Origin of the sequence: Streptomyces sp. NPDC018693 (genome assembly GCF_044391385.1) — a bacterium.
Taxonomy (GTDB): Bacteria; Actinomycetota; Actinomycetes; order Streptomycetales; family Streptomycetaceae; genus Streptomyces.
The window spans coordinates 385,942-408,997 of record NZ_JBIRZZ010000003.1 but is presented as its reverse complement, the minus strand read 5'-3'; the positions used below and the strand labels follow the sequence as shown (position 1 = coordinate 408,997).

The 23,056-nt window shown below is 73.8% G+C and carries 16 protein-coding genes and 1 tRNA gene; 8 read left to right on the top strand and 9 right to left on the bottom strand.

Annotated features, from left to right (window positions below; translation table 11 throughout):
- The first annotated feature begins 32 nt into the window (after positions 1-32).
- Both ACH5AC_RS10195 and ACH5AC_RS10190 read left to right on the top strand, forming a co-directional pair.
- Positions 33-1,379, top strand: coding sequence for a VWA domain-containing protein (locus ACH5AC_RS10195; protein ID WP_398861272.1), 1,347 nt, complete (start codon positions 33-35; stop codon positions 1,377-1,379).
- 55 nt (positions 1,380-1,434) lie between these two features.
- Positions 1,435-3,174 (top strand): FHA domain-containing protein, encoded by a 1,740-nt coding sequence (locus ACH5AC_RS10190; RefSeq protein WP_398861271.1) that lies wholly within the window; start codon positions 1,435-1,437, stop codon positions 3,172-3,174.
- 40 nt (positions 3,175-3,214) lie between these two features.
- On the opposite strand, the gene ACH5AC_RS10185 is transcribed toward ACH5AC_RS10190, so the two are convergent.
- Complete coding sequence (locus tag ACH5AC_RS10185; protein ID WP_398861270.1) at positions 3,215-4,201, bottom strand: methyltransferase domain-containing protein; 987 nt, start codon at positions 4,199-4,201, stop codon at positions 3,215-3,217.
- A 117-nt stretch (positions 4,202-4,318) separates the two neighbouring features.
- Here ACH5AC_RS10185 and ACH5AC_RS10180 point away from each other — a divergent pair, with 117 nt between their 5' ends.
- The 4 genes from ACH5AC_RS10180 (at position 4,319) to ACH5AC_RS10165 (ending at position 12,417) form a co-directional block, all read left to right on the top strand.
- Positions 4,319-4,732: a globin gene (locus tag ACH5AC_RS10180; RefSeq protein WP_398861269.1), complete on the top strand. Its 414-nt coding sequence runs from the start codon at positions 4,319-4,321 to the stop codon at positions 4,730-4,732.
- 240 nt (positions 4,733-4,972) lie between these two features.
- Positions 4,973-8,245: an ABC transporter permease gene (locus ACH5AC_RS10175; protein WP_398861632.1), complete on the top strand. Its 3,273-nt coding sequence runs from the start codon at positions 4,973-4,975 to the stop codon at positions 8,243-8,245.
- A gap of 67 nt (positions 8,246-8,312) precedes the next feature.
- Complete coding sequence (locus tag ACH5AC_RS10170) at positions 8,313-11,432, top strand: FtsX-like permease family protein (RefSeq protein ID WP_398861631.1); 3,120 nt, start codon at positions 8,313-8,315, stop codon at positions 11,430-11,432.
- 34 nt (positions 11,433-11,466) lie between these two features.
- Positions 11,467-12,417 (top strand): ABC transporter ATP-binding protein, encoded by a 951-nt coding sequence (locus tag ACH5AC_RS10165; protein WP_398861268.1) that lies wholly within the window; start codon positions 11,467-11,469, stop codon positions 12,415-12,417.
- Between the two features lie 15 nt (positions 12,418-12,432).
- Here the strand turns inward: ACH5AC_RS10165 and ACH5AC_RS10160 are convergent, their stop codons facing one another.
- Genes ACH5AC_RS10160 through ettA form a run of 3 tightly spaced genes read right to left on the bottom strand, consistent with a single transcriptional unit; the run spans position 12,433 to position 15,193 of the window.
- Positions 12,433-13,110, bottom strand: coding sequence for a hypothetical protein (locus ACH5AC_RS10160; RefSeq protein ID WP_398861267.1), 678 nt, complete (start codon positions 13,108-13,110; stop codon positions 12,433-12,435).
- Positions 13,107-13,526: an acyl-CoA thioesterase gene (locus ACH5AC_RS10155; protein ID WP_398861266.1), complete on the bottom strand. Its 420-nt coding sequence runs from the start codon at positions 13,524-13,526 to the stop codon at positions 13,107-13,109. The genes ACH5AC_RS10160 and ACH5AC_RS10155 overlap by 4 nt, the downstream gene beginning before the upstream one ends.
- Positions 13,527-13,528: 2 nt before the next feature.
- Positions 13,529-15,193, bottom strand: coding sequence for an energy-dependent translational throttle protein EttA (gene ettA, locus ACH5AC_RS10150; protein WP_398861265.1), 1,665 nt, complete (start codon positions 15,191-15,193; stop codon positions 13,529-13,531).
- 371 nt (positions 15,194-15,564) lie between these two features.
- Between ettA and ACH5AC_RS10145 the strand changes: the two genes are divergently transcribed.
- Complete coding sequence (locus tag ACH5AC_RS10145) at positions 15,565-16,098, top strand: DinB family protein (RefSeq protein WP_398861264.1); 534 nt, start codon at positions 15,565-15,567, stop codon at positions 16,096-16,098.
- 1 nt (position 16,099) lies between these two features.
- On the opposite strand, the gene ACH5AC_RS10140 is transcribed toward ACH5AC_RS10145, so the two are convergent.
- The 5 genes from ACH5AC_RS10140 to ACH5AC_RS10120 all read right to left on the bottom strand — a co-directional run bounded on the left by ACH5AC_RS10140 (position 16,100) and on the right by ACH5AC_RS10120 (position 22,639).
- Positions 16,100-16,543 carry a hypothetical protein gene (locus ACH5AC_RS10140; protein WP_398861263.1) on the bottom strand — a complete coding sequence of 148 codons (444 nt, stop codon included), beginning with the start codon at positions 16,541-16,543 and terminating at the stop codon, positions 16,100-16,102.
- Between the two features lie 23 nt (positions 16,544-16,566).
- On the bottom strand, positions 16,567-17,967 hold the full coding sequence (locus tag ACH5AC_RS10135) for a TQXA domain-containing protein (protein ID WP_398861262.1): 1,401 nt from the start codon (positions 17,965-17,967) through the stop codon (positions 16,567-16,569).
- Between the two features lie 272 nt (positions 17,968-18,239).
- On the bottom strand, positions 18,240-18,707 hold the full coding sequence (locus tag ACH5AC_RS10130; RefSeq protein WP_398861261.1) for a single-stranded DNA-binding protein: 468 nt from the start codon (positions 18,705-18,707) through the stop codon (positions 18,240-18,242).
- 284 nt (positions 18,708-18,991) lie between these two features.
- Positions 18,992-21,025: a GTPase gene (locus tag ACH5AC_RS10125; protein WP_398861260.1), complete on the bottom strand. Its 2,034-nt coding sequence runs from the start codon at positions 21,023-21,025 to the stop codon at positions 18,992-18,994.
- Between the two features lie 3 nt (positions 21,026-21,028).
- Positions 21,029-22,639, bottom strand: a complete 1,611-nt coding sequence (locus ACH5AC_RS10120) for a dynamin family protein (protein ID WP_398861259.1) — start codon at positions 22,637-22,639, stop codon at positions 21,029-21,031.
- A 321-nt stretch (positions 22,640-22,960) separates the two neighbouring features.
- Between ACH5AC_RS10120 and ACH5AC_RS10115 the strand changes: the two genes are divergently transcribed.
- Positions 22,961-23,033, top strand: a tRNA-Arg gene (locus tag ACH5AC_RS10115).
- The last annotated feature ends 23 nt before the right edge of the window (positions 23,034-23,056 follow it).

The window sequence follows — 23,056 nt, the reverse complement described above, 5'->3', positions numbered from 1 at the left end:
CGGCGGGACCGCTAAGGGGGATGCGATCAGGCATGGCCATTTTCTCGAAGCCGAACATGCCGCGGTTCTCGGTGGACGTCTACCAGAACGAGTACCTGCCCGAGGGCGGCCGCGAGGTCAACGCGATCGTCACCGTCACCGCGACCGGCGGCGGCACGATCGGCGGCGCGGTCGCCGCCCCGCACCTCTACACCGCCGGTCAGGGCCCCTCGGCCGCCGTGGCGCTCATGGTCGACTGCTCGGGGTCGATGGACTACCCGCCGACCAAGATGCGGGGCGCCCGCGACGCCACGGCCGCCGCCGTCGACACCCTGCGCGACGGTGTGCACTTCGCGGTGATCGGCGGCACCCATGTGGCCAAGGAGGTCTACCCGGGGGGCGGACGCCTCGCGATCGCCGACCCCACCACCCGCGCCCAGGCCAAGCAGGCCCTACGACGGCTCAGCGCGGGCGGCGGTACGGCGATCGGCACCTGGCTGCGGCTCGCCGACCGTCTGCTGTCCTCGGCCGATGTCGCCATCCGGCACGGCATCCTGCTCACCGACGGCCGCAACGAACACGAGTCGCCGCAGGACCTGAAGGCCGCCCTCGACTCCTGCGCCGGGCGCTTCACCTGTGACGCGCGCGGAGTGGGCACGGACTGGGAAGTGAAAGAAGTCACAGGGATCGCCTCCGCCCTGCTCGGCACCGCCGACATCGTCGCCGATCCGGCCGGTCTCGCCGCCGACTTCACGCGGATGATGGAGACGGCGATGGGCAAGGAGGTCTCCGACGTCGCGCTGCGGCTGTGGACGCCGGTCGGCACGACCATCCGGTTCGTCAAGCAAGTCGCCCCGACCGTCGAGGAGTTGACCGACCGCCGCACCGAGGCGGACCCGCGCTCCGGGGACTACCCCACCGGCTCCTGGGGCGACGAGTCCCGCGACTACCACCTCTGCGTGGAGGTCCCGGCCGCCCACCTCGGCCAGGAGATGCTCGCGGCACGTGTCTCCCTGGTCGTCCCGCAACCCGACGGCAGCCCGCAGAACTTGGGCGCGCAGGGTCTCGTACGGGCCGTCTGGACCGACGACATGGTCGCCTCCACGTCGATCAACCCCCAGGTCGCCCACTACACCGGGCAGGCGGAACTGGCACAGGCCATCCAGCAGGGGCTCGACCTTCGCAAAGCGGGTGATATGGATGGAGCAACGGCCAAACTGGGGAGAGCCGTTCAGCTGGCAAGCGCTTCCGGAAACACGGATACTGCGAAACTGCTTGCGAAGGTGGTGGACGTCGTCGATGCCACGACAGGTACTGTGCGGTTGAAGACGAAGGTCGTGGAGGCGGATGAGATGACTCTCGAAACCCGGTCCACCAAGACCGTTCGTGTAAAGAAATGACCGATTACCGATCACGACTCCTTGCAGGACCCTGAGGAGAGGGGGAAGCGCCGACATGCCGACCTGCCCGAACGGACACCAGTCGGGTTCCGACGACTGGTGCGAGGTCTGCGGTCACCGCATGGCCGGTGCCGTGCCCCCGCCCCCGCCGCCCCCGCCCGGCGGCGGCTACGGCTTTCCGCCGCCGCCCCAGGGCACCCAGCCCGGCGGCCGCCCGCCGCACCTGTCCTCCGTACCCGACCACGAGCCGGAGCTCTGCCCGCAGTGCCGCACGCCCCGCGAGGGCGGCGCGCCCTTCTGCGAGGAGTGCCGGTGGAACTTCCTGACCAATACGGCGACCTCGTACACGCCGGCGGCACCGCGGACGGCGGGGTCCGGGCCGAGTGGGCCTGGCGGGCATGGGGGTCCGGGTGGACCTGGGGGTCCGGGTTCCGGTCCCGGCGCCGGTCCGGGGGCGGGGCCGGGTGGGCGGTTCGCGCCGCCGCCTTCCTTCGGTGGCGGTGACGCCTTCGACTACCAGGGTTCGCGGCCGTCCCAGGTGAACCGGCCGGCCGAGCCGATCCCGCCGGGTCCGCCGTTCGGCGGGGAGCCGGGGCCGGGCGGGGCCGGTGGGCCGGGCGGGCCGTTCGGGCGTGATGCTTCCGCTCCCGGTGGCCCTGGTGGGCCGGGCGGTCCCGGCGGGCCGTTCGGGCGTGACACCGATGGCCCCGGCGGTCCGGGCGGACCCGGTGGGCCATTTGGGCGTGACGCCTCCGGTCCCGGTGGCCCGGCGGGCGGTCCCGGCGGTCCTGGTGCTCCCGGCGGGCCGTTCGGTGGTCCTGGCGGTCCTGGCCAGCATGGCGGGCCCGGCGGCCCCGGCGTGCCCTTCGGCCGTGAACCTTCCGGTCCGGGTGGGCCCGGCGGCCCCGGTCCGTCCGGCTTCGGCGCCGACCCCTCTCGTCCGGTCCCGCCGCCGCCCGGTGCTCCCGGCGGCGGCCAGCACGGTGGCCCCGGCGGACCTGGGCAGCACGGCGGACCCGGTGGCCCCGGCGGACCTGGGCAGCACGGCGGACCCGGTGGCCCCGGCGTCCCTCAGGCGTTCCAGCAGCCGGGTGGCCAGGGCGGCCCCGGTGGCCCCGGAGCCTCCCCCTTCCAGCAGCCGCAGCGGCCCACCTCCCCGGGGCAGCCGTTCGGCGGCGGTGACGACGACTGGGTGATCTCCCCGCCGTCGGGCCCCGCCCCGGGCGGACCCGGCGGCCATGGTGGCCCCGGCGGCTACGGCTACCCCCAGCCCGGCGCCACCCAAGCCCCCGGCGGCCCCGGCGGCCCCCAGACCGGTGGCTACGGCTACCCCCAGCCCGGCGCCACTCAGGCCCCGCCCCCGCCCGGCCCCGCGTTCCCGCAGCAGCCGGTGACCTGGACGGCGACCATCGGCCCGGACCGCGACTACTTCATGGCGATGATGCAGCGCTCCGGCCCCGAGGCCGCCGGCCTGAACCTGCCCGCGTACTCCCCGGAGCAGCAGCGCACGCTCACCGGCAACCAGGTCAGCATCGGCCGCCGCCGGCACTCCACCGGCGAGACCCCCGACATCGACCTGTCGGTGCCGCCGGAGGACCCGGGCGTCTCGCACCAGCACGCGGTGCTGGTCCAGCAGCCGGACGGCAGCTGGGCGGTCGTCGACCAGAACTCGACGAACGGCACGACGGTGAACGGCTCGGACGAGCCGATCCGCCCCTTCGTGCCGGTACCGCTGCAGGACGGCGACCGGGTGCACGTCGGCGCGTGGACGACGATCACGATCCGCCGGGGCTGAGCCACAGGATCGTAGAGGACAGGACCGTGGAAACCGACGGCTAGGACGGATCCGGAAGGGGCCACGCGTACGGCCCCTCCGGTTCGTCCAGCCACGCCCAGGCGCGGCCGTCCGCGACGGTGATGCCGTACCGCTCCCGCCCGGGCATCCCCTCGCGCCGCCACAGCGCGTGCGCCTCCTGCGGGTCGAGGACCCCGCGGGTCAGCGCCACCAGGAACCGGAACAGCTCGTTCTCCCGGGCCCGGTGCGGTACCCCGCCCAGCGCGACGGGCTCCGGCTCGGGCCGCACGCCGCGCAGCGGCACGAAGTAGGCCGGGGAGCGCAGGAAGCCGCCCTCGGCGTGGTCCGCGTCCTGGACGGTCAGGGCGAGCAGGCCGGTGGCGAACGGGGTCAGGACCCGGCCGCCCGGCCGGCACTGGGCGAGCCAGGCGCTCGGCACCGTGTTGAGCGCGCAGGTCGCCACGATCCGGTCGTAGGGCGCCCGCTCCGGCACTCCGCGCGCCCCGTCGCCCGTCACGACGGTGGGGTGGTACCCGGCGACGGCGAGGTGGCGGCGCGCGGACTCGGTGATCTCCGGGTCGAGGTCGACGGTGGTCACCTGATCGTCCCCGAGCCGGTAGGACAGCAAGGCCGCGTTGTATCCCGTGCCCGCTCCGATCTCCAGCACCCGGTCGCCGTCCTCGACGCGCAGTTCGGTCAGCATCAGCGCCATGAGGGAGGGCTGGCTGCTGGAGGACATCAGCTCGCCGTCGCGCATCCGGGTGGCCAGCGGGGTGTCCGCGTAGGCGCCGCGCAGCCAGCGCTCGCGGGCGACAGGGTCGGGGCTCTCGCCCCAGCGCCGCTCGTAGCCGCCGGTGGTGCCGACGTAGTAGTACGGCACGAAGAGGTGGCGCGGAACCGCCGCGAACGCCGCCTGCCAGCGCGGGTCGGCGGCGAACGCCCCGCTCGCCTCGATCTCACGCACCAGCGCGGCCCGCGCCGACACGGCGAGGTCCGCCAGCCCTTGGTCGAGAGCGTGCACGCCCATGTCTCCACTGTGCTGCGCGGGCAGACATGAGGCGAGTCCCCGTACGCCCCCGGCCCGAGTCCCAGCCCGCGAGACAGGGTCCTAGGCCCCAAGTCCTCGGTCGCCGGGTCTGAGAGCATGGGGTACGTGAGAGAGATTCGGCGCGGCACGCTTCAGGAGCAGACCTTCTACGAGCAGGTCGGCGGGGAGGAGACCTTCCGCCGGCTGGTGCACCGTTTCTACGAGGGAGTCGCCGAGGACCCGGTCCTGCGGCCGATGTACCCGGAGGAGGACCTCGGTCCGGCCGAGGAGCGGCTGGTGCTGTTCCTCATGCAGTACTGGGGCGGTCCGACGACCTACAGCGACAACCGCGGCCATCCCCGGCTGCGTATGCGGCACGCCCCGTTCGTGGTCGACCGCGCCGCGCACGACGCCTGGCTGAAGCACATGCGGGTCGCCGTCGAGGAGCTCGGCCTGTCCGAGGAGCACGAGACGACGCTGTGGAACTACCTGACGTACGCGGCGGCGTCGATGGTGAACTCCCCGGACTGACCTTCACCGCCGATCCCTGATCCCCGATCCCTCCCCCCTCCCTGAACCCCCCAATTCCTGAACCCCGGATTCCGGTCACAGTGCACCGGAATCCGGTCACGATCCGGTCAAGCCTGATCCGCAATCGCTTACCGCGAGCGCGACCGGTCTGACAGCATCACCCGGAGATCTGGTCAGCGGAGGCTTGGGGGAAGCCGGGTGGGGTCGTACGCGGGGTTCGCACGTCTGGTCGTCCTGCGGATGCGGCCGCACCGCCCGCTGCTGGCCGCCGCACTGGTCACCGTCCTGCTGACGACCGCCGTGCTGGCCGCGCTCACCGCCTACTCCGGCGCGATCGGCGACGCGGCCCTGCGGCACTCCCTGGCCCAGGCGCGCGGCGCCGCCGACGCCGCCCTGGTCGTCACCGCCGATGTGCCGGCCGAGCGGCGCGCCGCCGCCGACACCGCCGTACGGGACAAGGCGCGCGCCGCCTTCGACGGGCTGCCGGTGACCGTGCGCACCCTCGTACGGTCGGGCCCCTACGCGTTGCCGCGCTCGCTGCAGCCACCGGAGAAACGGTCCGGCGACCCCGATCTGACCCACTTCGCGGCCCTGGACCGCAGCCAGGTGCGGCTCGCCGAGGGCCGCTGGCCCACGACCGCGTCCGGCGACGTCGAGGTGGCGCTGCCGCAGACCGCCGCCCGTCTCCTCGGCCTGCGCCCCGGCGCCCGGCTCACCCTCGCCGACCGCCTCGACGGCCCGCCGGTCACCGTCCGGATCACCGGGCTGTACCGCCCCGCCGACGCGACCTCCCCCTACTGGCGGCTGGACGTCCTGGGCGGCCGGGGCGTGAAGACGTCCAGTTTCACCACCTACGGCCCCCTCCTGACCGACCCGTCCGTCGTCACCGGCGTCACCGGCGGCCGGGTGAGCGCCGGGCCGTCGGCCTGGCTGGCGTCGGCCGACTTCTCCTCGCTCACCACCGGCCGGCTCGACGCCCTGAGCGAGGCGGCCCGCTCGGGCGGCGCCGCGCTGGAGGCGGAACCCGCGCTGAGCGGCAGCACCGCCACCACCGCGCTGCCGGAGGTCCTCGACCGTGTCCAGCGCTCCCTGCTCGTCTCCCGCTCCACCCTCCTCGTGGTCGCGCTGCAGCTCGCCCTGCTCGCCGTCTGCGCGCTGCTGCTGGTGGCCCGGCTGCTGAGCGCCCAGCGCCTGGGCGAGACCCGGCTGCTGCGCTCCCGGGGCGCCTCCGGCGGCCGACTCGCCGCCCTGGCCGCGCTGGAGGCACTGCTGCTGGCCGTGCCCGCGCTGGTGCTCGCCCCGCTGCTGGCCGGTCCGGCGACCCGGCTGCTGTCGGGGTGGGGTGCGCCCGCCCGGATCGGGCTGCACCTGGACGTGCCGTTCGGCGGCCGCTTCGCCGTGTGGCTGGTGACGGCCGGGGTGGCACTGGCCTGCGCGCTCGCGGTGAGCGTGCCCGCGCTGACCGCGGCGGGGCTGCGCGACGGGCGTGGCGGCGCGCTGCCCGTGCCGCTGCGGGCCGGGGCCGACCTGGGGCTGGTGGCCGTGGCGGCCGTCGCCTACTGGCAGCTGGACCGGCGTGGCTCCGGAGCGGTGACCCCGGACCGCACCGGCACCCTGGGCATCGACCCGCTGCTGGTGGCCGCGCCCGCGCTGCTGCTGCTGGCGGGCACCGTCCTGACGCTGCGTCTGCTGCCGCCGGTGGCCCGGCTCGCCGAGCGCCGGGCGACGAGCGGGCGCGGGCTGACCTCGGCGCTGGCGGGCCGGCAGTTCAGCCGCCGCCCGATGCGCGGCGCGGGCCCGGTCCTGCTGCTGGTCCTCGCGGTGGCGCTCGGCATGCTGGCGATCGGCCAGGTCTCCTCCTGGGGCCGCTCACAGGACGACCAGGCCGACTTCGCGGCGGGCGCGCCGGTGCGTGTCCTGGGCGCGGGGGACGGCGAGCTGGGCCGCACCCAGGAGTACGGCGCCCTACCGCACGTCGCCTCGGTCGCCCCGGCCGTCCGTACCGTGCTGCCGCTGTCCGGGGACCGGGCGGCGACCGTGCTGGCCCTGGACACCGCGCGCGCCGCGGACACCGTCCTGATGCGGCCCGACCTCGCCCCCGCCCCGGTGCGGGAGCTGGTCGCCGGGCTGGCCCCCAAGGGCGCGACGGCCGGCGCCGCGGTGCCGGCGGGCACCACCCGGCTGACGCTGACGGCGACCCTGCGCAGCTCCGTACGCGGCTCGGAAGGCAGCTCCGTACAGGGACCGGAACCGAACGTGGCACTGGCCCTGGAGGACGACCACGGCACCCCCTACCAGCTCCCCACCGGCCGACTCCCGGCCGACGGCCGCCCGCACCCGCTGACCCTCGAACTCACCGGGTCGCAAGGCCCGTTGACGCTCATCGGGGCGGAACTCGTGCTGCCGGTGCCGTCCGGCCGCGCCGAGCGCCACACCCTCACCCTGGACGCCCTGACCGCGACATCCGCCGACGGCACGGCCCACGACGTGCCCCTGTCGGCGACGAGGGCGGCGCCCTGGACGGCGAAGTCCGCCACCGACGGCCAGGTCTCCTCCCTGCCCGTCCCCGACGCCCCGACCGAGCCGACCGCCCCGCGCGTCCGATCCGGCACCCCGGTGACGGTCGAGTACGGCACCGGGTACGTGCCCGTCGAGGAACCCTGGCTCAGCCCTTCGCTGACCGTGCGGCTGAAGGTGACACAGCCCGGCGCCGCCACGGTGACCGGCCTCGCCACCGACCGCTTCCTCACCGCCACCGGCGCCCGGCCCGGCCAGAACGTCGACGTCGCCTTCGCCGGCCAGAACGTGACCGTACGAATCACGCACGCGGTACGGGAGCTGCCGACGGCCACCGCCGTGGAGGGCGCGGGCGGCGACGGGGGCGCCCTGCTCGTCGACCTCCAGGCCGTGAACCGGGCGCTTCAGGCCCGCCACGGCACCTCGGTGGCGCCCGGCGAGTGGTGGCTGCGCCCGGACACGCCCGGCGCCACGGCCGGGATCGCCGCCGCGCTGCGCGCCCGGCCGGACATGGACCCCACGCAGGTCCTGGTGCGCGACGAGATCGCCTCCGAGCTGCGCGACGACCCGTTCGGCGCGGGCCCGGAGGCCGCGTTCACGGCGGCGGCCGGGGCGGCGGCGGTGCTGGCCGCGCTGGGCTTCGCGGTGAGCGCGGCCGGGTCGCTGCGCGAACGGGACGCCGAGTTCGCGGTGCTGCGCGCGCTGGGCGCGACCCGCCGCCGGCTGGCCCGTACGGTCGCCGTCGAGCACGGGGTGCTGGTCGCGCTGGCCCTGGTCGTGGGCACCGCCCTGGGGGCCGTACTGACCCGCTCGGTGCTGCCGCTGATCGTGCTGACCGGCCAGGCCACCCGCCCGGTGCCGGACCTGCTGGTGGAGCTGCCGCCGCTGCGGGTGGCCGTACTGCTGGCCGCGGTGGCGGTCGTACCCGTCCTGGTCACGGCGGTGCTGGCGTGGCGGCGGGCGGATCCGGTGCGGGTGCTGAGGGAGGCCGACTGACATGGTGAAGCCGCCGAGTGACACGGCGAAGCCATCGGGCGGTGACATGGCGAAGCCGTCGAGTGGCATGGCGAAGCGGAAGAAGCGTCCGGCGCGCCCCGTCGCCGCCCCCTGGATCCGCACCCGGCTGCGCTCGGCGCCCGGCGCCGCCCTCGCGTTCGCCCTGCTCGTCGCCGTGACCGCCGCTCTGGCGGCGGCGTTCCCGCGCGCCCTCGACCGCTACCAGGACGCCGGTCTGCGCCACGCCGTGGACCAGGCGCCGCACAACTGGACCGCCGTCCAGCTGAACGCGCCGCAGCCCGACCTGAGCGTGCCTCAGGAGGAGCGGGAGCAGGCCCTGCGCGCCGATGTCATGGCCGGCCAGTACGGCAAGATCCTCGACACCGTCCGCGCACCGCTCGTCGCCGACGCCGAGCAGTCGACGTACGGGGTGCGCACCTCCGTCAACCAGGAGGCGCCCGACCCCTTCCTGCCCCGGCCCAGCGGGCTGCCCGCCCGGGTGACCCTGGTCGCCCAGGAGGGGCTCGACGACCACGCCCGGGTGCGCGAGGGCAGGCTGCCGCGCGCCTCCGGCACGGTCACGGCGGCGACCGCCGAGGTGGAGGCCGCGGTCAGCGTCGAGACCGCCAAGGCCCTGAACATCAAGGTCGGTTCGGTCCTCCACGTGCCGGCCCTCGGGCACGACTCGCTCGCCCTCCGCGTCACCGGCATCGTCGACCCGCGCACCCCGGACGGCCCGTACTGGTCGACCGACGCCCTGCTGCACAAGCCCGCCCTGAGGGCGCTGTCCCCCAACGACCCGGAGTCCCCGCGCTACTGGCTGGGCGCGCTGCTCCTGCCGCCCGAGGCCGCGCCCGCGCTCCTCGGCACGGCCGGCCATCCGTACCGCTACTGGCGGCTGGCCCCCTCGCTGGGCGACCTGCACCACCAGGACCTGGACGCGCTGCGGACGGCGGTCGCGGCCGTGCAGTCCGGCCCCGGCCTCCAGCGGATCCGCACCTTCACCAGCCCGTTCACGGACACCGGCACCAAGCTCGACCAGGTCCTCGGCTCCTACGACCGTCTCCTGTCCGGGGTCTCCCCGCTGATCTCGGTCGCCGCGTTCGGCACCGGCACGGTCGTCGCCGTCGTTCTGCTGATGGCGGGCGGCCTGACCGCGGACCGCCGCCGCACCGAACTCGCCCTGCTGCGCGCCCGCGGCGCCTCCCTGCCCGGCCTCACCGCCCGGCTGCTCGCGGAGACCGCCGTGATCGCCGTCCCGGCCGGTGCCCTCGGCCTGGCGGTCGCCCTGCCGGCCCTGCCCGACGCCCGCACCCCGCCCGCCGTCCTGGCCGCCGTCGCCGTCACCGCCGTCGCCTGCGTCGCGCTCCCCCTGCGCGCCGCCGCCGCGCATCGCGTCGTACACCTGCACACGTCCCGCGAGGACGTCACATCCATACGACCGTCCCGGCGCCGTACGGTCGCGGAGCTGACCCTGGTGGTGATCGCGGCCGGCGCGGTGGAGGCCCTGCGCCGGCAGGGCACGTCCGACGACGGGCTGGTGTCGGCGGCACCGGTACTGGTCGGGGTGATCGCCGCGCTCGTCCTGGTGCGTCTGTACCCGCTGCCGCTGCGCGGTCTGGCCCGCCCGGCCGGGCGGCTGCGCGGGTTCGTCGCCCATCTGTCGCTGGCCCGCGCCGGCCGCACCTCCGCCTCGGCCGCGCTGCCCCTGCTCGCCCTGCTCACCGCCCTGACCACGGCCGCGTTCGGCGGTTCCGTGCTGGAGGGCGTGCAGGAGGCCCGGGACCGGGCGGCACTGCTGGAGGTCGGCGCCGACGCCCGCGTCGAGTCGACGGCCCTTCCGCTCCCGGCGGGACTCGCCGACCGGGTGGGCCGCGTCCCCGGCGTACGGAACGTGACCGCGGTCAGCATCGCCTACCAGGCGAGACCGGCCGACGAGCGGCGGACGGTACCGGTAGTGGGCGTGGACCCGGCCGGGTACGCGCAGCTGGCGCGGGGGACGGGGTTGGGGGTGTTCTCGGCGGAGGAGCTGATGGCGGACCGGGCTTCCAAGGGGCAGGGGGCCGGAGGGCGGGCGTCCGCGGGCCAGGGGGCCGAGAGCGCGGTGGCCGTGGGCTGGGTGTCCGAGGACCAGGGAGCCGAGAACGCGCAGGCCGTGGGCTGGGCGTCCGAGGGACGGGTGTCCGAGAGCCAGGGAGCCGAGAACGCGCAGGCCGTGGGCTGGGCGTCCGAGGACCGGAGGTCCGCAGGCCGGGCGTCCACAGGCCAAGGGGCCGAGAACCCGGCGTCCGCAAGCCAGAAGCCCAACAGCCCGGGGGCCACGGGCCCGGCGTCCGAGGGCCCGGCCGCTGCGGCTCAGGCAGCCGCGGACCGGACGCCCGAGAGCCCGAGATCCGCGGCTCAGACAGCCGCAGGCCAGGGGCCCGACGACGTCCTGCCCGCGCTGGCCTCCCGGTCCGTGGCGGACCTCTACGGCGCCCGCCCGTTCCCGGTCCGTATGGAGGACGGCAGCAGCGTCACCGTACGCATCGCCGTCGTCCGGGACGTCACACCGGCCGTGACCGGCGGCGACTTCCTGGTCGTGGACCGGGCGGGCCTCGCCGACACGGCCGCCGAGCCGACCGCGCTGCTGGTGACCGGGCCCGAGGCCGACGGTGACGCCCTGCGCAGGACGGCCGGCGAGGCCCTGTCGGTCCGGCTCCGCGCCACCGAACGGGCCGCCTACGCCGACTCGCCCCTGCAGTCCGGCGCCGAACGCCTCTACGCGGCGGCCGTGGCGGCGGGCGCCGGCTATGCCGTGCTCGCCCTGACGCTGGCCCTGCTGCGCACCGCCCCCGAACGCAGCGCGCTCCTCGCCCGCCTGCGCACGATGGGCCTCACCCGGGCGCAGGGCCGCCGCCTGCTGATCCTGGAGTCCCTCCCGCAGGCCGCGCTGGCCGCGGCGGGCGGCACCCTCACCGGCTGGGCCACGATCCGCCTGCTCTCCCCCGGCCTGGACCTCACCGTCATCGCCCTGCCGGCCTCCACCACCGCCGCGCAGCGGGCCGAACTCCACACCGACGCCCTGTCCCTGACGGTCCCGGCACTGGCGGTGGTCGCGGTGACGGTCGGCGTCGCGGCCCTTCAGGCGTGGTGGTCGAGCAGGCGGGGCACGGTGCGGGAGCTGCGGGTGGGCGACAGCCGGTGAGGGCGGGGAGGACACGATGAATCAGAGGAGCCCGATGACGACGACCAACCCCACGCTCGCCGACCTCACCGCCCGGGTCACCGGCGCCCGCGAGCAGCCCGGCTACGGCCATGACGCCCTGATCACCTGCGACCGTCTGGTCCGGGTGTTCTCCACGGACGGCGTGGAGGTGCAGGCCCTCCAGGGCCTCGACCTGCTGGTCCGCGAGGGCGAGCTGATGGCCCTGGTCGGCGCGTCCGGCAGCGGCAAGTCCACCCTGATGAACATCCTCGCCGGACTGGACACCCCCACCGCGGGCGCGGCCCGGGTGGCCGGCCACGACCTGCTCGCCATGACCGCGAAGGACCGCCTCCGCTACCGCCGCAAGGTCGTCGGCTTCATCTGGCAGCAGACCTCCCGCAACCTCCTGCCCTACCTGACCGCCGCACAGAACGTCGCCCTGCCCCTCCAACTGACCGGCACCCGCGCCAAGGCCCGCTCCCGACGCGCCCTCGACCTGCTGGAGCTGCTCCAGGTCGCCGACTGCCGGGACCGTCACCCGCACCAGATGTCCGGCGGCCAGCAGCAGCGCGTCGCCATCGCCGTCGCGCTCGCCAACGACCCCGCCGTCCTGCTCGCCGACGAGCCCACCGGCGAACTCGACTCGCACACCGCGGAGCAGATCTTCGCCGCGTTCCGCACGGCCAACGAGGAACTCCGCACCACGATCGTCATCGTCACCCACGACAAGGCCGTCGCCACCGAGGTCCGCCGCACGGTCGCCATCCGCGACGGGCGCACCTCCACCGAGGTCCTGCGCCGCAGCGAGGTCGACGAGACCACCGGCCACGAGACGGTGGTGGCCCGCGAGTACGCCATGCTCGACCGGGCCGGACGGCTGCAACTGCCCGCCGAGTACACCAGGACGCTGGGCATGCGGGACCGGGTGGCGCTGGACCTGGAGGACGACCACATCACGGTGTGGCCGGACGACAGCGCGGGGTGAGAGGTCCGGGTCGGGTCAGCGGACGCTGAGGCCGAGCCCTGAGAGCCCCGACTGCTGCCGTACGGCGACGGACCCATAGGGGGTGCGCAGCCGCAGCCACGCGCCGGAGGCGAGCAGCGTCACCGGCACACCGGACCCCGGTCGCAGGAAGCCCAGCGACTGCGCCGCGTGCACGGCCCGTACGGGAAGCCCGGTGGTGCCGACCGTGCGGGACCAGATCTCCCGCCCGATCCGATCGAGTTCGGGGCGCGTACGCGCGTCGGGCGCCAACTCCTCCGTGCGCCCCCGGAACTCAGCGACGGCGCCCGCGACGAGCCCCCGCAGCTCCTGCGCTGCCGGCAACCCGCCCACCGCCTGCCACCCCCCGCGGGGCGGCAGCACACCGGCCCACGGCGGCCCGGTCACCGACCCCGGCACGGCGGCCGTCGCGCCCGCCTCGTCGACGGACTCCATCAGCTCACCGGCGGAGACGGTCACATCGAGGGTGGCGTCGAGTCCGTTCTCGTACGGCTTGGCGAGCCGGACCGCGCGGATCGCCAGCACCTCGAAGGACGGCGGCCGCCCGAAGACGGCCAGCGCGGTGCCGGCCGCCTGGAGACGTACCGCGGCTCCACGGTCGTAGTGGAGCAGCCGGGAGAGGAAGGCCGCGAGATCCGCCGCCTCCCCCTCGTCGGCGAGGTGGAGCACCGTCATGCGGCGACGGCCTCCTCCTCGTCGGCGGAGTCGTCCGTGTACTCCTGGAGGAACTCCCTCTCCTCCGCGGTGATCCGGCGCGGCCGCTGTGCCTCGAAGTCGAACGGCACTATCACCGTCGACGCACGGACGTACACCAGGTCGTCGTCCTTCACCTCGTAGGTGAGGGTGAAGGACGCGGCCCTGATCTGCGTGACCCACAGCTCGATGTCCACCGGGCGGTGCCGGTGGACGAGCTGCCGCTTGTAGTCGATCTCGTGGCGGGCCACCACCGACCCCTGCTGGAAGTCCTTGTCCGGGCGGAACAGGAAGTCGATACGTGCCTCCTCCAGATACCGGAGGAACACCACATTGTTGACGTGGCCGTACGCGTCCATGTCCGCCCAGCGCAGTGGGCAGCGGTAGATGTGCCGCAAGATCAGCCCCGGGTCAGCTTCTTGTAGGTGGCACGGTGCGGACGAGCGGCGTCCGCCCCCAGCCGCTCGATCTTGTTCTTCTCGTACGACTCGAAGTTGCCCTCGAACCAGAACCACTTCGACTCACCCTCGTAGGCGAGGATGTGCGTGGCGACACGGTCGAGGAACCACCGGTCGTGGGACACGACGACAGCGCACCCGGGGAACTCGAGAAGAGCGTTCTCGAGGGAGCTGAGCGTCTCGACGTCGAGGTCGTTGGTCGGCTCGTCGAGGAGCAGCAGGTTGCCGCCCTGCTTCAGGGTCAGCGCCAGGTTGAGCCGGTTGCGCTCACCGCCGGAGAGGATACCGGCCGGCTTCTGCTGGTCCGGCCCCTTGAACCCGAAGGCGGACACGTACGCCCGGCTCGGCATCTCGACCTGCCCGACGTTGATGTAGTCGAGCCCGTCGGACACGACCTCCCACAGCGTCTTCTTCGGGTCGATGTTCTCGCGGCTCTGGTCGACGTACGAGATCTTGACGGTGTCGCCGACCTTGATGTCGCCGGAGTCCGGCGTCTCCAGCCCCTGGATCATCTTGAAGAGGGTGGTCTTGCCGGCTCCGTTGGGCCCGATGACCCCGACGATGCCGTTGCGGGGCAGCGTGAAGCTGAGGTTGTCGACGAGGATCTTCTCCCCGAACGCCTTGTTGAGCTGGTCGACCTCGACGACGATGTTGCCGAGCCGCGGCCCCGGCGGGATCTGGATCTCCTCGAAGTCCAGCTTCCGCATCTTCTCGGCCTCGGCGGCCATCTCCTCGTACCGCGCCAGACGCGCCTTGGACTTGGCCTGCCGCCCCTTGGCGTTGGACCGCACCCACTCCAGCTCTTCCTTGAGCCGCTTCTGCCGCTTGGCGTCCTTCTGGCCCTCGACCTTGAGACGGGCCTGCTTGGTCTCCAGGTACGTGGAGTAGTTGCCCTGGTACGGGTAGGCACGCCCGCGGTCGAGCTCGAGGATCCACTCGGCCACGTTGTCGAGGAAGTACCGGTCGTGCGTGATGGCCACGACAGTCCCCGGGTACTTCGCCAGATGCTGCTCCAGCCAGTTCACCGACTCGGCGTCGAGGTGGTTGGTGGGCTCGTCGAGCAGCAGCAGGTCGGGCTGCTCCAGCAGCAGCTTGCAGAGCGCGACGCGGCGCTTCTCACCACCGGAGAGGTTGGTGACGGGCCAGTCGCCGGGCGGGCAGCCCAGCGCGTCCATGGCCTGCTCGAGCTGGGCGTCGAGGTCCCAGGCGTTCGCGTGGTCGAGCTCCTCCTGCAGCTTGCCCATCTCGTCGAGCAGCGCGTCGGAGTAGTCGGTCGCCATCAGCTCGGCGATCTCATTGAACCGGTCGAGCTTGCCCTTGATCTCGGCGACACCCTCCTGGACGTTCTCCAGGACGGTCTTCTCCTCGTTCAGCGGGGGCTCCTGCAGCAGGATGCCGACGCTGTACCCGGGCGACAGGAACGCGTCACCGTTGGAGGGCTGCTCGATGCCCGCCATGATCTTCAGAACGGTCGACTTACCGGCACCGTTCGGCCCGACGACGCCGATCTTCGCCCCCGGGAGGAAGTTCAGGGTGACGTCATCGAGGATCACCTTGTCGCCGTGCGCCTTGCGCGCCTTGCGCATGGTGTAAATGAACTCAGCCAAGAGAAACCGTCCGGCAGCTTGAAATCAGGCAGTGGGCAGATACACCCCATCTTGCCCGACGGCCACCCCCTGGCGGAAACCCGTTAGCTCCGGGGCCGCTGACCTGGGGTTTCGCTGGTGAGGCTGGGACTCGACGTCACTGCCGGTCGTCGGCGTGCGGCTTCGGGGACGTCGGGTGCCCCAGAGTCGATCACGAACCTTGTGCCTCGCTGTACCCCACCAGCCCCAGCCGCTCGCGCAAGCGCGGTGACGCCGGCGCTGTCGCGTGCAGGGTCATCTCCGGCGGAAGTAGGTCATGATCCGACCTATACCGCTCCTAGCGTGGCTGCCGTTCCCCCAAGTTCCACCAGGCCAACGGAAAGGCAGTGACCATGACCACGACCTCCGGAGAGACGCTCACCGGTGAGCGTGCCGATCTGCTGGGCACACTCGCCAAGCATCGGCGGATGCTGCGCGTCACCGTGCGGGAGCTCACGGATGAGCAGGCTGCGGCGCGTACCACGGACAGTGAGCTGTGCCTCGGCGGGATCGTCAAGCACGTCACCGCGGTGGAGCGGATGTGGTGTGACTTCATCTTCGACGGGCCTTCGGCGATCGGTGACTTCACCGCCATGACCGAGGAGGACAGGGCGCGTTGGGCCGACGAGTTCCGGATGCTGCCCGGGGAGACGCTGGCGGGTCTGCTCGACGCGTACGAGGAGGTCGCGCGCCGGACGGACTCGCTGGTCGTCTCGCTGCCGGACTTGGACGCCAGCCAGCCCCTGCCGAAGGCGCCCTGGTGGGAGCCGGGTGAGCGCTGGTCGGCGCGTCGTGTACTGCTGCACATGATCGGGGAGACCGCCCAGCACTCCGGGCACGCCGACATCATCCGCGAGAGCCTCGACGGCGCCCGGACGATGGGCTGAGTCAGCGGGGCGGGAAGGGCGCGAGGGCGCGGTCCCAGTCGTCCGCCGCGGCCCGCAGTGCGGCGCCGTCCAGAGTGATCTCGACGGACGGCTGGAAGATCTCCGGCTCGCCTGGAGGCGCCGCCTCCAGGGACAGGTGCACCCGAATCGTCGCGCCCTCCTCGCCGCGGTCCGCGAGGCTGAAGGCCAGAAGGGGTTCCAGGAAGGAGAGTTCGGGCGTGGTCACGGCCACCGTGCCCGCGGCGACTCCGCGCAGCCAGGTGGAGATGCGGCGGGCCTCGTCGGTCAGCAGACAGGGCTCGGTGAAGGACCAACTGCGCTCAGGTGTGGTCGCCGTGCCCTCGACGACCAGCCAGTTGTCGTCGTACTGGTCGCCGCGGGCCGCGGGGAACTCGTAGCGCAGCGGGCGGAGTGCCAGCTGGTGGGTGTGGTCGGTCAGGAGCATCTGCAGAGGGTGGATGACAGCGCTCAGTCGCGGGCCGCCGCCGTCTCCTTGCGGCGCCCCAGCACCAGCAGCACCGCCCCGCCGATGACCACCAGCCCGATCGCCGTGCCCGCGATCAGCGGGGTCGCGCTGGAGCTGCCCGTCTCCGCCAGGTTGGTGTCCACGGGGCCGCCCGCCGTCACCGGGGTCGGTTCGCTGAGCGTCTGGGTGGTCAGGCCGGTCGTGTCGGCCTGGATGCGGCAGTCGAGGACTCCGGTGAAGCGCTGCCCGGCGATCGTGAAGTCGTAAGACTGGTCCTCCTGGAGCGGGATGGTCACCGTGCGGGTCTCGTCGGCCGCGATGGCGTACTCGGCGCCCATCAGCTCGAAGGTGAAGACCTGGTCGCCCTTGTTGGCGACGGTGATGTCCAGGCCGCCGGCGGTGCAGTTCTTCCGTGCGGAGAGTGCCGGTACGGCGCCCTGGTCCGCCCAGCTCGCGGTCGCCGTCGCCGACACGGTCGAGGCGCTGGAGCCGGCCAGGATCTGCGTCTGGCTGCGGCTCACGGAGGTGAGGGCACGGCCGACCGGAACGGTCGTCGAGGCCAGCACCGTCAGTTCGGCCGACCCGGCGGGGGCGTCGGCGGGCACGTCGAAGAAGAGCCGGCTGCCGTTCGCCGCGGACGAGACCTCCTTGCCGGCCTGGTCCACGATGCGCACCCCGCTGGTGGCGGCGTCCACCGGCGGGACCACCGTGACGGCGCTCGCGTCGGTGCGTACGGTCACCGGGCCGAGCGGCTCGCCGGGGCGGCCCGAGACCGCGGTGGTGTCGAGGGTGAGGGACGCCTTCGGCTCGGGTACGTTCCGCGCGGCCTTCTCGAGGTAGTCCGCGAGCCGCTCCGCCTGCGGGTCCACCGCGTCGACGTCGGCGCCGTCGGAGTAGCGCCAGATCGCCACCTGGGTACCGGCCGCCGCGTCCTGCTCGGTGAGGCCGCCGGTGATGCCCGCCTTCTTCGCCAGCGAGGCGAGATCGTTGACCTGCGGGTAGGAGTTCTGCAGGATCCAGACGATCCGGCCCGCGTTGTCGTTGACGCTGAGCGAGGTGCCGCTCCACGCGGTCTCGTGGTACTTGGCGTCGCGCTGCGTGGGGTTGTGGAGGTCGACGCAGTACGTCTGCAGGGTGCCGCCGCCGTCGACGGACATCTCGAACAGGCCGGCCGAGATCTCATGGTCGCCGTTGGCGCCGTGGAGCACGGCGGCGCCGTATGTCTTCAGGGCGCCCATGGTGGCGATCGCCCCGCCCTGGCCCTGCGTCGTCCCGGCAGCCGCGGCCGGACCGGCGGCGGCCAGCGCGCCGACCGCGAGGAGTCCGGTCACCAGTGTCGCGGCGGCGCGGCCGGGGCCCGGACCTCGCCTGCGTGCGGACGGCGCAGAGAACCAAGAAAACACGCAATTCCCCTTCGAGCAGGACCCGTTGACGTGGGGGGCACGGTCCCACCAGCAGAATCAGAAGCCACAAGAGCTATGTCCGGCATCCTAGAGACGCGGCGCACCGCACTTCTCGGTCAGGTCATCCGATAACCGATCCGACTCGGAATCGTTATCGCCAAGATCGCCCGACGGCCCGCCCGAGCTGGGCTTATCGACAAATCCACCCGATCATTCCGCGGTGAATCCGTCGATAAGCCATGCAACGGCTCACGGGTGGACAGTTCCTGACGTCACGTCACAGCGGCGGCGGGCTCGGGGCGACGCTCGGGGGCGCGCTCCTGCTGCTGCTCCGTACCCTCCGAACTGGCCGCGGCAGTCTCCCAGTTGGGCTCCGGTGCCGCCGCACCCGCGCGGCGGAACATGTCCGTGCCGCGTGCCAGGTCGTGGCCGATCGCCACGGCGTCGATGTCGGCCGACGTCCAGGTCTGGCCCTCTCGCACCTCCGAGCGCACCTTCAGCCGGCCCTGCACGATCACCGGTTCGCCGACCGACACCGAGGCCGCGACATTGACGGCCAGCTGCCGATTGCCCCACACCGTGAAGAAGCTGGTGTGGCCGTCGACCCAGGTGTTCTTCTCGCGGTCCCAGTAGCGCGGGGTCGCCGCGAGCCGGAACCGCACCGACGGTCCCGACGCCGACTCCGAGTACACCGGCCGCGTCGCCACATTCCCCACCGCGCAGATCATCGTCTCGTTCATGGCGGTCCTGCGTCCTTCCCCCGCCCGGTCGTCCGACCCGGGCGGACGCACGTACGGGCCCGTCCCGTACGGCTTCGCCGCGACCGCGTCCGTCACGATCGCCGCGAAGCCAGACTGCCGCCGCGGCGCCGAACCCGCCGAGCGCTGTGGACGGAACCCCGCCCGTGGACAACTCCCTCACCCGAACGAGCGACCAGCCTCCCACCGACCCGACCCGACCCGACCCGTCCGACACGACCAGCCCCGGGCCACCCGACACGACCAGCCCCGTCCCGAAATCCACCTCAGCGCGCCCCTCCCCCCACCCCCACAACCCGCCCGTACTGCTCCCGCACCTCCCGGTACCGCAGCAGCTCCGCCGCCACCGGATCCAGCACCCGCGCCCGCCCACACCCGGCGGCCGCCTCCCGCAGCCGCCGCTCCGCGTCCTGTCCGTACCGCCGGGCCGGGCCGCGTGCCGCCAACCGGCAGCTCCAATCCACCAGCGGGCCCCCGACGATCCCGGCCAGCATCAGCAGCACCGGCACCCCCAGGTTCGGCGCCATGACCCCGACGATCTGCCCCACCAGCCACAGCCCGCCCAAGACCTGGAGGATGGTCATCGACGCCTGCACGAGCACGGCCATCGGCCACCACCCGGGCCGCGGCGGCCGTCCCGGGGGCAGCCCGGCCCGCGAGGCCAGGTCGTCCAGCGCCTCGGGCAGCCCCTGCGCCCCGCGTACGGCGGCCTCGCGCACCGCCTGCGCCCAGGGCGCGGGCAGTCCCGCCGAGGCCCGGTCGGCGACCGTGCGCACCGCCTGCTCCACGCGCTGGCGGGCCGTCGCCTCCTCGTTGGCCTGGGCGCAGGCGCGCAGCCGACCCGTGGGAGGGTCGCGCCGGTCCTGGTACCAGCGCCACAGCCGTAGCCACGGCGTCCCGCACGCGCGGTTGGCGTTGCGCAGCCAGGCACGCTCGGCGGCCTCGCCTGCCGCGGTGGCGCCGACCGCGTCCGCGAGTCGCGCCGCGAACTCGTCCCGGGCCTCCTCACTGAGCCCGGCGCGCCGCCCTGTCGTGTACACGGGCCACAGCCGGGCCGCCGCCGCGTCCACGTCGGCCGAGACCCGGCGGGCGGGGGCGCCGCGCTCGGCGACGAACTGGCCGAGCATTTCGCGCAGTTCACCGACGCCGTCACCGGTGAGGGCGGACAGCGCCAGGACGGTCGCGCCCGGTTCGCCGTACTCGCCGAGCGCGATGCCGTCCTCGTCGAGCAGGCGCCGCAGATCGTCGAGGACCAGGTCGGCGGCCTCGCCGGGCAGCCGGTCGACCTGGTTGAGGACGACGAACATGACCTCCGCGTGCCCGGCCATGGGCCTCAGATAGCGCTCGTGCAGGACGGCGTCGGCGTACTTCTCGGGGTCGACGACCCAGATGACGGCGTCGACGAGCGCCAGGATGCGGTCGACCTGCTCGCGGTGCTGCACGGCCGCCGAGTCGTGGTCGGGCAGGTCGATCAGGACGAGTCCGCGCAGCTGGGCCTCGGCCTCGGGGCTCTGCACCGGGCGCCGCCGCAGCCGTCCCGGGATGCCGAGCCGGTCGATGAGGCTCGCCGCGCCGTCGCTCCAGCTGCACGCGATCGGGGCGGCGGTGGTGGGCCGTCGTACGCCCGTCTCGGAGATCGTCACCCCGGCGAGTGTGTTGAACAGCTGGGACTTGCCGCTGCCCGTGGCCCCCGCGATGGCGACGACGGTGTGCTGCCCGGAGAGCCGCCGCCGGGCCACCGCCTCGTCCAGGACCCGCCCGGCCTCGGCCAGGGTCCGGCTGTCGACGCGGGTGCGGGAGAGCCCGACGAGTTCGCGCAGCGCGTCGAGCCGCGAGCGCAGAGGACCGTCGTACGCCAGCGTGTGCGCGGGCGGTGCCGCCGCGCCCCGGGACTCCACGGCCGGGGCGTGCTCGGCGGCGGTGCCCTCGTTCACCCGGCGGGCGATCAAGCCGTCGTCCCAGGCGCCGGTGGCGTCCGCGGGCGGGGCGACGGCGTCCGTGCGACGTGGGGGGTGGTCGTCGCCCGGTACGCGCGCGTGGGCGGTGTCGCCGTGCACGCGCGCGTGGCGCGCGCCGACCGGGGCGTGCGGCTGGTCGTCCGGTGCGGGGTCGGCGCCGGGCGGCGGTGTCTCGGCGGTGGTCGCCGCCTCCCCCTCCGAGGGCTCAGCGCCGGAACCGCGCTCCTGCGGGGAGTCGCCTTCTTCCCGGGGCTCGTTCTCGAGCGGCTGCTGTGTGTCAGCGGGTTGCCCGGCGCGCTCCGTCGAGCCGTGGTCGTGGTCCTGATCAGTGACGGCGGTCACCGGTCACCTCTCCTTCTGCAGTACGGACAGCGCGGCGATGAGTTCGGCCTGGGGCTCGGCGTGGACGTCGAGGGCGTCGAGCGGGCCGAGGCGGCGCTCGCGCTCGGCGGTCATCACCCGGTCCAGGTGCTCCTTGAGCAGCCGCCCGCCCCGGTCGCGCAGCCGCAGCGCGCCGTGGGCGCCGAGGCGCTCCGCGAGTCCCTCGCCCGCCGAGCGGCCCCGGCGGCCACCGAGCAGGGCGGTGGCGACGAGGGCGGCGACCGCCTCCGGGTCGGGCGCGGTGCCGCGCTCCAGCTCGCGCACCTCGTCCTCGGCGTACTCCTCCAGCTCGCGCCGCCACCGCCGTACGGCCAGCCCGATGCGGCGTTCGACGCCGTCGGGGGCGGCGTCGCGGTCGTCCAGCTCCGGCGCGGCGGCGGCCGGTTCGCGCCGCCACGCCTCGTCGACGCGTTCGTCGGCGGCCGTGACGGCGCACAGCAGGAGTGCGGCGAGGCTCTCCACGAGCGCGTCGAGGAGCTCTCCGGCGGTGCAGTCCAGGGGGAAGGCGCGCCACCGCTTGAGCGCGTCCCCGGCGAGGACGGCGCCGCCCTGGAGCCGGCCGCGCACGCGCGCGTACTCGCTGTCGTAGGCGTTGTCGACGGCGGCGGTGAGGCGCAGGGCGGCCGCGTACTGGGCCGCGGCGGCGCTGGCCAGCTCGGGCATGCGGGACTTGAGGGAGTCGAGGATGCCGTACGCGGTGCGCGCCATGGCGTGCTGGCGGGAGCCGGGGTCCTGGGCGTGGTGGACGAGCCAGGTGCGCAGGGACGCCACGGCGGTGGCGGGGAGCAGGCCGCCGCCCCAGGCGGACTCGGGCAGCTCGGGCACGGTGAAGCGGGGTACGTCGCCGAGGCCGGCCTTGGCGAGGAGGGCGCCGTACTGCCGGGAGACCTCGGAGACGACCTGGTGGGGGACGCGGTCGAGGACGGTGACGAGGGTGGCGTCGTACTCCTTGGCGGTGCGCAGCAGGTGCCAGGGGACGGCGTCGGCGTAGCGGGCGGCGGTGGTGACCATGACCCAGATGTCGGCGGCGCAGATCAACTCGGCGGCGAGGACGCGGTTGTCGGCGACGAGGGAGTCGACGTCGGGCGCGTCGAGGAGGGCGAGGCCGGGCGGGAGGGTGTCGGCGGTCTCGATGCGCAGGACCCGGCGGGGATCCTCGCCCGGCAACAGCAGATCATCGCCGGCGGTGTCCTGCTGGGGCATCCACACGCGCGTGAGGTCGGGCAGGACGCGCATGCCGCTGAACCAGTGGTGGTCCTCCGGGTGGCAGACCAGCACGGGGGTGCGGGTGGTCGGCCGCAGCACGCCGGCCTCGCTGACGCGGCGGCCCACGAGGGAGTTGACCAGCGTGGACTTGCCGGCGCCGGTCGAGCCGCCGACGACGGCCAGAAGCGGCGCTTCGGGCTGTCTGAGCCGGGGCACCAAGTAGTCGTCGAGCTGCGCGAGAAGCTCGTCGCGGTTGGCACGCGCGCGTGGGGCCCCCGCCAGGGGCAGCGGGAAGCGTGCGGCGGCGACACGGTCGCGCAGGGCGGAGAGTGCGTCGAGCAGTTGAGGCCGTACGTCCAAGGTCACCACATGCGAAGAATGCCCAATTTTAGGGGAATTATGAAGCATATGAGCATGCCTGCGCGCCGATAGGACACAAGGGACGGAAGGTACGAGCGGGACACCGGCACAGGCCAGGCATAACGAGTGCACAACACCCGTGGCGCCGGACGTCAAAAGCGGTGCACGATTCGTACCTGCCTGCGATTATCAGGACCGCTTCACCGAACCTCCACATCGAGCCACGGAGGCGAAGCAACAGGGACAAGGATGCGGGAGCCCTATCCTTGTCCCCGGCAACGTCACGGATCGGCCCACACCCGGGCACCACGTACGAGGCCACCACACCCGGCCCCCGTAGCTCAGTGGATAGAGCAGGCGCCTTCTAAGCGCTTGGCCGCAGGTTCGAGTCCTGCCGGGGGCGCAAACGCCCAGTGACCAGCGGAA